Source organism: Rhodopirellula maiorica SM1 (assembly GCF_000346295.1).
Taxonomy (GTDB): domain Bacteria; phylum Planctomycetota; class Planctomycetia; order Pirellulales; family Pirellulaceae; genus Novipirellula; species Novipirellula maiorica.
Genome location: NZ_ANOG01000965.1, coordinates 1 through 13,590, shown reverse-complemented (window position 1 = coordinate 13,590; position 13,590 = coordinate 1). Strand labels below are relative to the sequence as shown.

At 54.7% G+C, this 13,590-nt stretch carries 13 protein-coding genes; 4 read left to right on the top strand and 9 right to left on the bottom strand.

The window, feature by feature from the left end; all coding sequences use genetic code 11:
- Positions 1–46 precede the first annotated feature (46 nt).
- Positions 47–679 (bottom strand): hypothetical protein, encoded by a 633-nt coding sequence (locus RMSM_RS31015; protein ID WP_052031894.1) that lies wholly within the window; start codon positions 677–679, stop codon positions 47–49.
- A 218-nt stretch (positions 680–897) separates the two neighbouring features.
- Here RMSM_RS31015 and RMSM_RS31010 point away from each other — a divergent pair, with 218 nt between their 5' ends.
- The 3 genes from RMSM_RS31010 to tyrS are packed head-to-tail and all read left to right on the top strand — an operon-like array spanning position 898 to position 4,122.
- Positions 898–2,094, top strand: a complete 1,197-nt coding sequence (locus RMSM_RS31010; protein WP_008706866.1) for a Gfo/Idh/MocA family protein — start codon at positions 898–900, stop codon at positions 2,092–2,094.
- A 4-nt stretch (positions 2,095–2,098) separates the two neighbouring features.
- The gene (gene ispD, locus RMSM_RS31005) at positions 2,099–2,812 is read left to right on the top strand and encodes a 2-C-methyl-D-erythritol 4-phosphate cytidylyltransferase (protein ID WP_008706864.1); all 714 of its coding nucleotides are present in this window, start codon (positions 2,099–2,101) and stop codon (positions 2,810–2,812) included.
- 26 nt (positions 2,813–2,838) lie between these two features.
- The gene (gene tyrS / locus RMSM_RS31000; protein ID WP_008706862.1) at positions 2,839–4,122 is read left to right on the top strand and encodes a tyrosine--tRNA ligase; all 1,284 of its coding nucleotides are present in this window, start codon (positions 2,839–2,841) and stop codon (positions 4,120–4,122) included.
- Positions 4,123–4,165: 43 nt separating this feature from the next.
- Here tyrS and RMSM_RS30995 read toward each other — a convergent pair whose 3' ends face one another.
- The 3 genes from RMSM_RS30995 to RMSM_RS30985 form a co-directional block, all read right to left on the bottom strand.
- Positions 4,166–5,386, bottom strand: a complete 1,221-nt coding sequence (locus RMSM_RS30995; RefSeq protein WP_008706860.1) for a hypothetical protein — start codon at positions 5,384–5,386, stop codon at positions 4,166–4,168.
- Between the two features lie 136 nt (positions 5,387–5,522).
- On the bottom strand, positions 5,523–5,957 hold the full coding sequence (locus tag RMSM_RS30990; RefSeq protein WP_008706858.1) for a hypothetical protein: 435 nt from the start codon (positions 5,955–5,957) through the stop codon (positions 5,523–5,525).
- A 13-nt stretch (positions 5,958–5,970) separates the two neighbouring features.
- Positions 5,971–6,978, bottom strand: coding sequence for a PIN/TRAM domain-containing protein (locus RMSM_RS30985; protein ID WP_040770409.1), 1,008 nt, complete (start codon positions 6,976–6,978; stop codon positions 5,971–5,973).
- A 625-nt stretch (positions 6,979–7,603) separates the two neighbouring features.
- On the opposite strand from RMSM_RS30985, the gene RMSM_RS30980 reads away from it, so the two are divergent.
- The gene (locus RMSM_RS30980) at positions 7,604–7,921 is read left to right on the top strand and encodes a hypothetical protein (RefSeq protein ID WP_008706854.1); all 318 of its coding nucleotides are present in this window, start codon (positions 7,604–7,606) and stop codon (positions 7,919–7,921) included.
- Positions 7,922–7,924: 3 nt separating this feature from the next.
- On the opposite strand, the gene RMSM_RS30975 is transcribed toward RMSM_RS30980, so the two are convergent.
- From RMSM_RS30975 to RMSM_RS30955, 5 genes are read right to left on the bottom strand one after another with little or no spacing between them, the layout of a single operon-like run.
- Positions 7,925–9,631: a Na(+)/H(+) antiporter subunit D gene (locus RMSM_RS30975; RefSeq protein ID WP_008706852.1), complete on the bottom strand. Its 1,707-nt coding sequence runs from the start codon at positions 9,629–9,631 to the stop codon at positions 7,925–7,927.
- The gene (locus RMSM_RS30970; RefSeq protein ID WP_008706850.1) at positions 9,621–9,887 is read right to left on the bottom strand and encodes a hypothetical protein; all 267 of its coding nucleotides are present in this window, start codon (positions 9,885–9,887) and stop codon (positions 9,621–9,623) included. The genes RMSM_RS30975 and RMSM_RS30970 overlap by 11 nt, the downstream gene beginning before the upstream one ends.
- Before the next feature lie 4 nt (positions 9,888–9,891).
- Complete coding sequence (locus tag RMSM_RS30965; RefSeq protein ID WP_008706848.1) at positions 9,892–11,439, bottom strand: proton-conducting transporter transmembrane domain-containing protein; 1,548 nt, start codon at positions 11,437–11,439, stop codon at positions 9,892–9,894.
- A complete protein-coding gene (locus RMSM_RS30960) occupies positions 11,436–12,914 on the bottom strand; it encodes a monovalent cation/H+ antiporter subunit D family protein (RefSeq protein WP_008706846.1) in 1,479 nt (492 codons plus the stop codon). Before RMSM_RS30960 ends, RMSM_RS30965 begins: the two co-directional genes overlap by 4 nt.
- Entirely contained in the window at positions 12,914–13,444 is a 531-nt protein-coding gene (locus tag RMSM_RS30955; RefSeq protein ID WP_008706844.1) for a sodium:proton antiporter, read from the bottom strand. The genes RMSM_RS30960 and RMSM_RS30955 overlap by 1 nt, the downstream gene beginning before the upstream one ends.
- Between the last annotated feature and the right edge of the window lie 146 nt (positions 13,445–13,590).

Here is a 13,590-nt window from a genome sequence, read left to right as displayed (position 1 = left end):
CCGATGCGTCGGCTCGGGAATGAGTTGAGAAAGGTTGCAACCTTTTTTAACGAAGGGCATCTCGATCGACGAGTGGGTTAGCCGATCCGGTTGCGATCAGCACCATAGGAGCCACCTGAGGTTGGTTCGCGTTGACCAATTGCCGATTGAACGGAATTCCGTAGCAAGCATAGTTGCCTGTGGCGGTGTCTAACACATACACGACCGAAGGAGCGGCCGGCCGATTGCTAGCTCGTGGGAAATCGGCCATCCCGGTGACCATCATGTACGAGCCCCCTTTGCCACCGCTGGAAAGGGCATCGGCAACATTAACAGTAAAACTGGCCATAAATCGGCCGACACGTGGGTAAATCACGGTGCATTGCAGCAACCCCGAATTGTGGTCCAGCACAAATAGCCCTTCCGCATCCTCGCTGACGGGACCGGTCGCCATCGAAAACTTTTCACTATACACCGACGACGTGGCGTCGATTTTCGGAAAAGTCAGCTGGGGCTGAGACGAAGATTTCCCCGCAAAATAGGCAACCGCGGACACTCCCACGAGCGAAACCGCCAACAAAAGCATGCCCAAATAGCCTTTGCCGCTGCAGCAACGCCCCGCATGGGTGGTAAGAACTGGTAACGGTTGGTCGATCGAGTTGGATTCGGAAAAGCCATTGCTCACGTTGTGATCGGACATTGTTTTTTTGCTCCAGCGAGGTGGCATTTGACGAGATTTGGTGACTTCCAGGGAATTGTACGCGCTGGCGATCGACTTTACGATTGCCTTCTTAACGAGATTTCGGAACAGATTCTTCTGGCACGACTTCTTATGAACTGCGTCTAGTTTACAGTATCGGGCGTCAGCACGATCAACTGACAATGCCTTCCCCCCCGCTTATTCAAGGACAAACAACCATGGGCATTAATTCTCCGCTGAATCGCAAACTTCGCATGGGACTTGTCGGGGGCGGCCAGGGTTCATTTATTGGACGGGTTCACTCGATCGCCGCCTGTTTGGACAATCGCGCCGTGGTGACCGCCGGCGCCCTTTCGAGCAACCCCGAACGCAGCAAGGCATCCGCCCCGGATTACGATATCGATCCATCGCGTGCCTACGGCAGCTATTCCGAGATGCTCGAGGCGGAATTAAAACTGCCCGAAGACGAGCGAATCGATTTCGTCAGCGTCACCACCCCCAACCACACCCACTTTGAAATCGCCAAGGCGGCAGTCGAAGCCGGTTTTAATGTCGTTTGCGACAAACCGATGACTTTTGACCTCGCTCAGGCCGAAACGCTGCTGGAAACGGTCAAGAAAAGCGACGCGGTGTTTGCCGTCACCCACAACTACACTGGCTATCCGTTAATCCGCCAAGCTCGCGAGATGATCCTCGGCGGCGAATTGGGCGAGATCAACGCGATCCGATCGCAATACATCCAAGGCTGGCTTCGCACCTCGCTGGAAGCCGAAGACCAAAAACAAGCCGCTTGGCGAACCGATCCTAGCAAGAGTGGTGCTGCGGGTGCTTTTGGTGACATCGCCACGCACGCCTACAATCTGGGCCGCTATATGACCGGACTGTTGCCCGATTCGGTCAGCTGTTCGCTGAAATCGTTTGTCGAAGGCCGACGACTGGATGACTACGGAACCGCCGTCATCCGCTACGAAAACGGTGGACTTGGAACGGTCACGGCGTCGCAAATCAGCCACGGCCGCGAAAACGATTTTGAAATCGAAATCGATGGCACCAAAGGCTCGCTGCGTTGGCGTCAAGAAAACCCCAACGAGATGATCGTTCGTCGTAACGGCAGCCCGCATCAAATCTATACACGTGACCCAGGCGCACCGCACACCAACGCTGCCGGTGCTGCCGCGTGCCGCTTACCCGCAGGACATCCCGAAGCATTCTTTGAAGCGTTTGCGAACATCTATGCGGCCGTGTTCGATGCGATTGCTAAACGCGCCGAAGGCGGCCCCGTTGAGAAACGCGACACCGTCTATCCCAATGTATTTGATGGTGTCGAAGGCATGTACTTTATCCAACAATGTGTCGACAGCAACTCACAGAACGCCGCTTGGTTGCCTCTGAAGCACGAAGCCGCGCGACGCTAATCAAATGAACGATCCTCACCAAACCAAATTGACGACCGGCTGTATTGCTGCCGTTTTGCCTGCGGCTGGCAGCGGTCAGCGGTTTGGTAGCGATCGCAATAAGCTTTTCGCCATGCTCGGCGGCAAACCGATTTGGTTTCATGCCGCATCACGATTGGCGGCTCGCCCCGAAGTGGGCCGCATTATGATGGCGATTTCCGAAGGGGACGAAGCCGATTTTCGCGGCCCGTTTGCGGAACTCGTCAACGAGCTGGGAATTGAACTGGTGCGTGGCGGTGACCAGCGTAGCGACAGCGTCCGCGCTGGCTTGGATGCCATTGCCAACGACAAATCGATCGAGTTCATCGCAATCCATGACGCAGCTCGTCCGCTGGTTTGCGATGCCGATTTGGCCGCCGTGTTTGCCAAGGTCGCCGAGACTGGCGCCGCGATCTTGGCGGCTCCCGTCACGGCAACCCTGAAACGCCAACTCGACGACGGCAACGCGTCGCTGACGGTGGATCGCAGCGAACTTTACACCGCTTTGACGCCTCAAGTGTTTCGAGTCGACGTGCTTCGCTGCGGCTACGATCGACACCGCGGACGCCCTGCGACCGACGACGCTCAATTGGTCGAACGAACCGGGTATCGCGTGGCACTCGTGCACGGATCGGCCGACAACATCAAAATCACTCACCCCGAAGATCTTCGGATCGCCGAAGCTATTTTGGCTCGCTGAACACCTTACTCGCTCGAATCTCCATTATGACTGCAACAAATCTAATCGAAGAACTTCGCTGGCGCGGCCTGATTCATCAAACGACCGACGAAGCCGAACTAGGCAAACTACTGCAATCCGGCCCGCAAACGATTTACATCGGTTTTGACCCAACCGCCTCGAGCTTGCACGTCGGACACCTGATGCAGGTGATGATGCTGCGTCGATTCCAACGCGCCGGACATCGACCGATTGCGCTTGTCGGTGGGGCAACCGGAATGATCGGCGACCCCAGCGGCAAGAGCGAAGAACGCAATTTGTTGACCGCAGAACAACTGCAAGCCAACGTTGATGGCGTGGCCGAGCAGATGAAACAATTCCTCAATTTCAGCGGCGACCAGGGCGCCCTGTTACTAAATAATTTCGAGTGGATGAAGTCGTACTCGTACCTCGAATTCTTGCGAGACGTCGGCAAGAATTTCCCAGTTGGTGCGATGATGGGCAAAGAATCCGTCCGCTCGCGACTCGATAGCGAAGCCGGGCTTAGTTACACCGAGTTCAGCTACATGTTGTTGCAAGCCTATGACTTTGTGCAGCTCAGTCGCGAACACGGTTGCAAAATCCAAGCCGGTGGCAGCGACCAATGGGGCAACATCACCGCGGGCATCGACCTGGGTCGCCGCATGCTCGGACAACAACTGTTCGGTTTAACCGCGCCGCTGTTGACGACTAGCGATGGCCGCAAGATGGGCAAAACCGAAAAAGGGGCGATCTGGTTGGATCCGGAACGCACCAGCCCTTACGAGTTCTTTCAGTACTGGGTCAATGTCGAAGACGCCGATGTGATGCGGTGTATCGCCTATCTAACCGAGATCGAACGAGAAGAGTACGACGAGTTGGCGGCGCAAACCGAAGCGGATGCGGGAAAACGGGTCGCACAAAAACGGCTCGCCACCTGGATGACGGAACTGGTTCACGGCGAACAGGGACTCGAATCCGCTGAACGTGCGACGAAGATCCTGTTCGGCGGCGAAATTGAAAAAGCGTCCGACGCTCAGCTCAGCCAAATCTTTGCCGATGTCCCCAGCACCGAAGCCGAACGAAGTGTTTTAGGGGGCGACGGATGGTGGATCGTCGAAGCACTGCAAGCGTCGGGATTGACCTCCAGCAGCAGCGACGCACGACGTGCGATCAAAGAAGGCAGCATCTATTTGAACAACCGCCGCGTCGGGGACATGAACCATCGACTCAGCGAAGATGACTTGGCGAGCGAAACCGTCACGGTGCTGCGACGCGGCAAACGCAAATATGCGTTGATCCGCTTCAGCTAACGCATGTTATTCACAGCGGAGTGGCCGGAGACGCCAAATGATTCTACTCGCCGGTGGCGAATCGGCGATTGAACAACTCCGGATCGAACGGGTTGCCGATGTCGGGTAAGCGAGCCGGGCGTGCCGAAGTGGCCGGCTTGGCTGCCGGAACCTCGGCTTCCTGCGGCTCCGCGATCACTGGCATGGGAATGGCTTCCTCGGGCGCAAAGAACTGTCCCAGCGGCGGCACTTGAGTCGGAACCGATTTCGCCGGTGCCACGTTGGCATGCACTGATTCGACCCACTTTTGAATGGTCGCCGCCATGGTTTGACGCCGCGCATCCACGCCACGGGGTTCGTCGCCGTGGGGTGTTTGTGCCTTGACCAGCATCTCACTCGTCATCGGTGATTGCATATCAAGAAATTCAAATGCGGCCTTCAAGTTGTCGTGCGTCATTCTCGCCGACGGTCGCGAACCAATCGACGGTGTCATCAGCTGCCATTTTCGTTCTGTGTCATGCGAATGACATTGGGCACAACGATTGATCATCAATGGCTGGACAAAGCGAGCAAAATCGCGGACTCGGTCCGACGATGCCAGCGCCGCAGGGATCCATGCCTTCGATGGGTCATTGGGAACGTCGTCGATAGCCGGTTCGGTCGGCTCGACATCCGCGACATCCTCCTCGGCCAAGGCGGTGCTTCGCAGTCGCTGCTCAATCCGCTTGGCTTCGGGATGATCGGGCGCGATCGCGTAGATATCGACAAGCTCTTTTGCTGCTAAGTCGTACAGGTCATAACGCAAGCACCAACGCGCATCTTCTAAACGCGAGGCAAGCGATCCCGTACCTCGCCGGTCGATCCGATATTGATACAAATCACGGATCGAATTGCCCCAGCACGCAACGTCTTTGCGAGCCAGCTGAACTTCGGATACGCCGTCTCGGCTAACCATGATCCACGGTCCCAACTGGGTCACCGTCCCCCACAGCACGTTGCCGTTATTCAACAGCACGCAAGGCTGCGACTCGGCGGTCGGGAATGACGCCGGCGGGCTTGGATTCACGTCGTTTTTAAAATGGTTCTCGTCGACGGTGGGCTCGACCGGATTAGCCACCGGAACGCTTTCCGTTTGGAAATTCGTACGCGCATTGACGATCCGCAACATCGGCGATGGCGTCGCCATCGGGGCGGAAGGTTGATCGCTGCTAGCAAACTGATTGCCGCCCCATAGGGCCAGCAAAACAGCGGCAATGACGTGTCGATTTGGAAAAAGGGTCCACATGACAGTTGAATTACCAGTTTGGTCAATTCCAAGTCAATCGGAGTCCTAGAAAACTTCGCCGGCCGTTGGCGAATTCATTCATCCCCAACTCATCGAGCTGGACAGCTCAGGACGACAACTCAAGCTGACAACGTGTTCAAACACTCGGGCGATATTCGATCGGCATGTGAAACTTGACCCAGCCGGGAAAGACCACACGCGTGATTGCAGGGCGGCCGATCGACATTTTGATTCGCTGCGAAAATAACTTGTCGTCCAGACGAACCTTTTCAAATTCGCTCCAAGGCACAAACAGCGGCGGATGGCCGAGACGGAACGGTAGAAAGACAGAGATCCGAATGCCACGAGTATCGGCGACAAAGTTCAGCGTCGAATGGTATTGGATCGCGCCGATCCGACCGGTCCGCATGTAGGCACGGTTCGAATCCTCGCCAAACCCGTCGCCGGGTTCGGCTGCATATCGTTGCGACAAAACCCACCAACCGCTCGACCAACTGAGCACCAGTGAAATGCCGCACCACACCAACGGAATGGAAGCTAGCAGCGCGGCGCGATACCATAGGTCGGGCATGAAACGACCTCGTTTAGCGGCTTTCGACCTTGGCAAAAATCATTTTGCCCGCGTTGGTTTGCAGTGTGCTGGTGACGCGAACATCGAGGTCTTGGCCGATCTTGTGCCGAGCTCCCTCGATCACGACCATTGTGCCGTCGTCCAGATAGCCGATCCCTTGTTCAGGACCTTCACCGGCCTTGATGACTTTGATGCGAAACGTCTCATCTGGCAAAAAGACCGGACGAAGCGAGTTGCTGATCTCGTTCAAGTTAATGACTGGAACGTTATGGAGCTTCGCGACCTTGTTCAAATTGAAGTCACCCGTGACTACTTTGCCATCAAGATGCTTGGCTAACAAAACAAGCTTCAGATCAACGGTTTGCCCCGCGAGCTCTGGTAACTCACGATCAAAAATCATCAAATCGACATTCTCGTCCGCGCGCATTCGATTCAGCACATCGAGACCTCGTCGGCCACGAGTGCGACGAAGCTTGTCGCTGCTGTCGGCGATTGCTTGCAATTCGGTCAGTGCGAATCGCGGCATGATCAGTTGGTTGTCAAAGACACCGGTGCCGACCAGATCCGCGATACGCCCGTCGATCACCACGCTGGTGTCCAGCACCAATGGCTTAAACCCTTTGACCTCGCGGACAAATTCCACGTACGGAATCAAGAATCGGAAATCGTCTTTCGTTTGAAGCAACACGCTGGTGCAGATGTAACACATCAACAACCCGATCACCAACTGCAACCCTCGACCATTAAACGACTGATCCATCAGAGGGGCGATCGCAATCCATAAAATATAGGTCAGCAAAACGCCGATCAGTACGCCAAAGTAAACCGCCGAGATGGTGTCGATTCGTTTGCGAGGGGCATAGATATCCCCGACCACCACGACGGTGGCCAGCGTCATAATACCAGCAAAAATCAGCCATGGAACGGCGGTCGACGTATCGCTCGACAGCGAAGTGTTAATGATTGCAGACACGCCTCCGGCACAAAGCAGGAAAACACATCGGAGAATTATCAGAGCCATGGAAGGATCGTGGGTTGAAAGTCTTGTCGGAAAACGTGGAATCCGTTGAGATTACGTTTTCAATCGAACAGCAATGGTGCAGCGGTGGGGGCGGCATAAATCAGTCCCACCGACCGCAAGGAATGGTCATAGTGTAAATCGATCGACGGGTCACACCCATGGGGTGGCGAGCAGCCAGAACGAAGTGTCGCGGTCAATGCATTTACAACCGCTAGCTTCGATACGATCGGAAAACAGAATAGGTTTGCCAAGATACGGTAGCACTCAGCAGCGAGCGAGACATTCTGATGACCGAAACCCGATTCGAACCCCCGGAATCACGCTGCCAACCCTTTAAAACGGCACAACGGGAATAACCGAACCCTTTACGCAAATGAACTTCGGATAAGGACGCGACTCGGAGTGAATGGACAAGCTAAATTTTCCCGTCCGATTCGTATTTCGCAGTTCGTTGTTTGGTTCCCATGATGCTCGCTCGCCATTTTCAGCCTGCCGTCGGCCTCGCCTTCGCTCTATCACTCGGCGGATGCTCGGTCGAGCCTGAGCAAATCGAACAATGGAGCGATTCGCTGCGAGCCGCGCGGAGGGCAACCGGTGCCACCGAGATCAAGCAATCCCCCCCCCCATGGCCACCGAAGTCCGTTTTCGCCCGAAATACGAAGAAAGAACCGATCCGTTTCGCTTCCCCAACGACCAACCCGCCGCCGTCGTCAACCGGGAATCGCGAGTTTCCAAGGCGACGCAGCTTGAGGTTCTGGGGTTTGCTCAGCTTGACGTTCCCAAAGTCATCCTGCGGACCAAAGATTCGACAATCACGTTAGCAGCCGGGGAATCGCACTTCGGATTGCAGGTGCTCGAGATTCATCCTCCGTCGGTCAAGCTGAGATCGGGCAATCTGATTTGGACTGCAACGATGTTCGACCTTCCGAAGCACGAAAACTAGCGATTACAGGTAATACAGCACCAAGCAAATCGCCAGCAGGATTGTGGCCCAGAATGTCATCGTGCTGGTCGACCATGTGCCTCCGAGAACTCCTTTCTCGTTGAAATTACGATTTGCGGTGGAAAGAAACCCTTTCAAGATCACCAGCCCGTCGTCTCGCATCGACCGATCCAAGACCCGAACCATCGATCGAGATACCGAAGCGACGGCAGGAAACGCACGCCGATAAACCCAATCGGTATCGAGATTGGTCGACCGTTGTTCAGCTGGATACAGCCCCGACTTCATCAAGAACACAAACGCCAATCCCGCAAACATCAACAATTGCAACTGCGTAACGACATGCGTTACCGTGTAAGGGTGATAATCGATCTGTGGATTGGGCAGCATCTGATACAGCACGGGGTAGGCAACCCCGAGTCCGATACAGAAGAACGCCGCGATCGCCATCGCAACTAACATATTTGCCGGAGCTTCCTTGACTCGCTTTCCCGAATCGTGGGCAAAGAATGCAAAGAACGGGATTTTGATTCCCGAGTGCTCCATCACCCCAGCGGACGCAATCAGCAGGACAAACCACACCCAAAACTGATGTTCTTCGGCAGCCGCAGTGATGATCATTGATTTACTGATAAATCCACTGAGCAGCGGAAACCCCGAAATCGCTCCGGCACCGATGATGCAAAAGATCGTTGTCAGTGGCATTGATCTATGCAGCCCACCCAATTCGGTCGCCTTGATGGTGCCCACGCGAAACAACACCGCGCCCATCGACATAAACAACAGCGATTTGTAGATGATGTGGCAGAATGCATGTGCAACGGTGCCATTGATGGCAAGCTCTGTGCCAATCCCAATCCCGACCACCATGAACCCAAGTTGGTTGTTCAAACTGTAGGCCAATACCCGGCGGAGATCGTTTTCAATCACGGCGAAGACGATTGGGAACAACGTCATCGCACAGCCGATCCAAATCAGCGGTTCAAAACCGGCAAATCCGCGAACTAGCGAATAGACCGCCAATTTCGTCGTGAACGCACTTAAGAACACGGTCCCGGTGACCGTTGCTTGTGGGTATGAATCTTGCAACCAATTGTGCAACAGCGGGAACGCACACTTAATGCCAAAGGCGAACAGGATCAGAAACGCGGATAGGCTTAGCGGTTCGCCATCCACAACAAACGAGCCAAAGGCGAGCGAGCCTGTTTCGACAAATCGCATGATGGCACCGGAGAGCAACAATACTCCTGACGCAACCTGAATGACCAAATAGCGCATCCCGGCCTTGTAAGCATGCTCGTTGTCGCTGGCCCAAACCAGAAAAACGCTCGACAGTGCCGTCAATTCCCAATACACAAACAACGTCAACAAATCGCCTGCGCAACAAGCGCCGATCGCGGCACCGGCATAGACGATCCCGGCCACGTGTTGCCGCGTGTCTCGAACGTGTAACGCATAGATCGCCGAAACAATAGCGGCGATATGGAAAACAATTCCAAACAACCGACTGAGCCGATCAATACGAATCGCTTCGAGCGTCGTTCCAAACAGTTCAAATTGACCAAACGTCGTTTCGGGAGTGAACCAAAACACGACCATGCTGATCAACGACAGCAACAACACGCCAACGGCTTGGGCTCGATGCGCAAAAAACGGCAACACCAAGGCGCCCAGGATCATGATCAAACCGGGCGGAATGTTATCGATCATAATAATCCTCCGGTCGACTCACGATCACACGTAGCAATCGTCCCAGAAAAACGATGACCACAAAGGCGATGAAGCCGAACCAAGCTTGAAATCCGAACACGTTCTCCCACTTGGGAAAGTGCGGATGAGGGTTTTCATAAAACAAGTCGGCCAGGACTAGCGCCAAGCAAGCGAGTACCAACGCACCAATCATCCCATTGATGTTACGCGGTTTCTCGAACCAACTCGGGTCACTTGCAGGTTTATGTTCGGTCATCCGATTAACTCGCCACCGTGATCGGCAAAAGCACTTCGTAAATCCAATCTGCGAAAAAGAACAGCACGACGCTCAAGATGGCGGTCACGCATAACGGCACCACACACATCATCGGCGCCTCTTGAATTCCCTCTACCACCGTGCCCGCATGATCGTCGCCCGCATGATCGTCGCCTGTATGAATTGACGGACTTGATAGATTGGGATCCTCCGCCGCAGGAGCCATAAACGCTTGGATCGGAATGGGAATCAGATAGGCAATGTTCAACAGCGAGCTAATCATCAGCGCGGCGGTCAACACGTACAGATGGGTTTCGACGGTTCCAATCGCGAGGAACCATTTGCTCCAGGCACCACCGCCCGGCGGCAACCCGATGATACTTACGGCAGCAACAAAAAAGGCGGCAAAAGTAAACGGCATCTGGCGACCGAGACCACGCATTTCACTAATATTTTTCTTGTGCGTGGCAACATAGATCGCGCCGGCACAAAAGAACAACGTGATTTTCCCAACCGCGTGCATCACGATATGCATCCCGCCGCCCAACACCCCGCTCTGCGTTGCCAATCCCGCTCCCAGCGTGATATAGGCCAATTGGCTGATCGTGGAATAGGCAAGACGTGCTTTCAAATTGTCTTTGGTCATCGCCACAAGCGAGGCGATCAGAAGTGAGGCTCCGGCCGCGTAAGCCAACCAAATACTGACACCCGTGTCCGCGAGCAAGTCGATGCCAAAGATATAGACCACAACCTTCAGCACCGAAAACACTCCTACCTTGACCACCGCTACCGCGTGCAATAGCGCGCTAACCGGCGTCGGGGCAACCATCGCCGCAGGCAACCAACGATGAAATGGCATCAGTGCCGCCTTGCCAATCCCAAAGGCAAACAAGGCCAACAACACACCAAGGCCAAGCGTTGTAATGTCTCCATCGGCGTGCGCGGCGCTTAGGATGCCACCGGCGGTAAAGTCCAGTGTTCCAGCCACGTACCATGTCCATGCAACCGCCAACATAAAGAAGGCGATCGAGGTGGAAAGCAAAATGCCGAGATAGACGCGTCCACCGTTGCGAGCTTCGGCGGTCCCGTGATGCGTCACCAACGGATATGTCGATACGGTCATCAATTCGTAGGCGACAAACAAAGTAAACAAGTTCGCTGAGAAAGCCGCAGCGATCGCGGCAAAGATGGCGATGGCGAAACAGGCGTAGAATCGCGTTTGGTTTTCTTCGTGATGACCTCGCATGTAACCGATCGCATACAGAGTGGTCAAAATCCACAACCCTGACGCGACCAACGCGAACACCATCCCCAGCGGTTCGACTTCGAATCCGATGCGAAACCCCGGCAGCATCTCACCCAAGTTGACCGACGGTCGCTCGCCAGCGAATACAAAGCTTGACAAGCGACAGATGACGGCGAACAACAGCGTTGATACCACGATCGTCGAAGTTTCACGCAGATTGGGCCAGCGACCGCAAGCGTAGATCAACCCGAGTGCGATTAGCGGCAAGGCTCCAGAGATCCAAATCAGTGTTTCGGCAGCCATCATTGCGTGCCTCCTAACATCAGCGACGCGGCTCTCGCAGCGAAGTCAGCCGAATAAACCGTCCACACCCCAAACACTAACGTTGCCAGGATCACCGTGTACATGGGAAGCAGCATCCCCAGCGGTGCTTCGACCGCTTGTTTGGCCGATTCCGATGGCTCGGCGAAATACAACGCTTCGACCACTCGCCAAACGTAAACTAGCGCCAACAACGAACTCAGTAACATCAACACCGCGACCGACCAGTGGTGAGAATCAAATGCCGCCGTCAACAACATCCATTTGCTGACAAAGCCCACGGTGAAGGGCACGCCAATTAACGCCAACCCGCCGATAGCCCACGCGAACGAGGTCCACGGCATTGTGCGACCGGCACCACGCCAATCGGATAGCTGAACCGATCCGATACGCAGCGCAAAACAGCCCACGACCATAAACAAGCCGCCCTTGATCAACGCGTGATTGAACATGTGAACGATACCGGCGGTCAGCCCCGCTTGGTTTGCCATACTGATCCCCAACAGCATGTAGCCGATCTGAGCGATGCTCGAATATGCCAACAAACGCTTCACGTTGTCTTGGTAAATCGCAGCAGTCGAAGCGGCAAAGATGCCCACCAGTGCCATCACCATCAAAGCCGTATCGAGCGGCAACACTTCGTAGGCGAATTCGCGTGTGAAGATACTGAACACGATCCGGATCAACGCATAGACCGAAACTTTGGTCGCCGTTGCGGCGATGAAGCAGGTGACCACCGACGGAGCATAGGTGTAGGCGTTGGGCAACCAAGTATGAACCGGAAAGACGGCCATCTTGATAAACAAACCGATCGTTAAAAACGCAAACGCCACCAACACCGTGCGAGGGCCGTGATCGATCGGCAACCGCGTGGCGATGTCAGCCATGTTCAGCGTACCGGTCATCTGATAGACCAACCCGATACCAATCAGAATAAACGTGGCACCGACGCTGCCCAGGATCAAGTACTGAAACGCCGCCAACGGCGCACGTCGTGATCGCCCCAGACTGACCAACGCGTAAGTTGATAACGACGATATTTCCAAGAAGACAAAGACGTTGAACAAGTCGCCGGTAACGCACATGCCCAACAATCCAGTCAAGCAAAGCAGATACGTTGCGTAGAACAGATAGTGCTTGGATCGAGGAATCTCTTTGTTAATGCTGTGCGGCGCGTACGTCAGCACGATCGCACCAAGTGCCGAGACGAACAGCATCACAAATCCGCTGAGTTCATCGACGACGTATTCAATCCCGTAGGGCGGCGCCCAATTGCCGATGTTGTAACGCAGCGGCCCGTCGGCATGAACGTTACCAACCAACGCGACCGAGATTCCGAACACGCACCACGAAACCGTCAATGCCACGATGTAGGCAACTTTGCGATTGCCGATCAAAACGCATAACGGCGCGGCCAATAACGGCAACGCGATCAGCAAGATGGGTAGATGACTTTCCATCAAGAATCCCGATCCAATTCCAAGATTTTGTCTTCCTCGATTGTTCCATACTCTTCACGGATGCGAACAATCAGTGCCAATGCCAACGAGGTCGTCGCAATCCCCACCACGATTGCGGTCAGCATCAGCACGCTTGGCATTGGGTTTGAGTAAACGATGGGCTCGACTTGCGATGTCAGATCCGCTTGTCGAGCGATCTCACCCAGCGGTGAAAGCACCTCTTCGGCCATCGAATGAGCTTGCTCGCTCGTCTCACCGACCGCTTCGTGAAGTGGGGCGGCAGCATGCTCGGTTTGGCCATGTCCGTTGGCGGCATGTTCATTTGCAACGCGAGGTGGAATGATTGGGGCGGTCCCTCCATTCACCTTGCCCATCGTGATGTACAGCAGAAAGACGGAGGTTTGAAAGATGTTCAATCCAATCACGGATTTGATCATGTTCTGACGCGCGATAACGATGTAGAACCCCGTCATCATCAAGAAGATCACGATCCAATAGTTATAAAGTCCGACAAATTGTTCGATGCTCATACGATTTTTTTCCTGCCGGCAAAGGTATAGAAAATCATCGTCATCACCGAAGTTACTGTGATCCCGACGCCGAGCTCGACTAAGAAAATGCCGAGGTGTTGCCCCGTGGGAAAGATGTGGGGATAGAAATGGTGTTCGAGTACCGC

Bases quoted from the DNA above. Each gene is read 5' to 3' on its own strand.
- RMSM_RS30980 (WP_008706854.1), top strand. From the start codon at position 7,604: ATGGCCACCGAAGTCCGTTTTCGCCCGAAATACGAAGAAAGAACCGAT.
- RMSM_RS31010 (WP_008706866.1), top strand. From the start codon at position 898: ATGGGCATTAATTCTCCGCTGAATCGCAAACTTCGCATGGGACTTGTC.
- ispD (WP_008706864.1), top strand. From the start codon at position 2,099: ATGAACGATCCTCACCAAACCAAATTGACGACCGGCTGTATTGCTGCC.
- RMSM_RS30960 (WP_008706846.1), bottom strand. From the start codon at position 12,914: ATGGAAAGTCATCTACCCATCTTGCTGATCGCGTTGCCGTTATTGGCC.
- tyrS (WP_008706862.1), top strand. From the start codon at position 2,839: ATGACTGCAACAAATCTAATCGAAGAACTTCGCTGGCGCGGCCTGATT.
- RMSM_RS30955 (WP_008706844.1), bottom strand. From the start codon at position 13,444: ATGAGCATCGAACAATTTGTCGGACTTTATAACTATTGGATCGTGATC.
- RMSM_RS30965 (WP_008706848.1), bottom strand. From the start codon at position 11,439: ATGATGGCTGCCGAAACACTGATTTGGATCTCTGGAGCCTTGCCGCTA.
- RMSM_RS30985 (WP_040770409.1), bottom strand. From the start codon at position 6,978: ATGGCTCTGATAATTCTCCGATGTGTTTTCCTGCTTTGTGCCGGAGGC.
- RMSM_RS30990 (WP_008706858.1), bottom strand. From the start codon at position 5,957: ATGCCCGACCTATGGTATCGCGCCGCGCTGCTAGCTTCCATTCCGTTG.
- RMSM_RS31015 (WP_052031894.1), bottom strand. From the start codon at position 679: ATGTCCGATCACAACGTGAGCAATGGCTTTTCCGAATCCAACTCGATC.
- RMSM_RS30975 (WP_008706852.1), bottom strand. From the start codon at position 9,631: ATGATCGATAACATTCCGCCCGGTTTGATCATGATCCTGGGCGCCTTG.
- RMSM_RS30970 (WP_008706850.1), bottom strand. From the start codon at position 9,887: ATGACCGAACATAAACCTGCAAGTGACCCGAGTTGGTTCGAGAAACCG.
- RMSM_RS30995 (WP_008706860.1), bottom strand. From the start codon at position 5,386: ATGTGGACCCTTTTTCCAAATCGACACGTCATTGCCGCTGTTTTGCTG.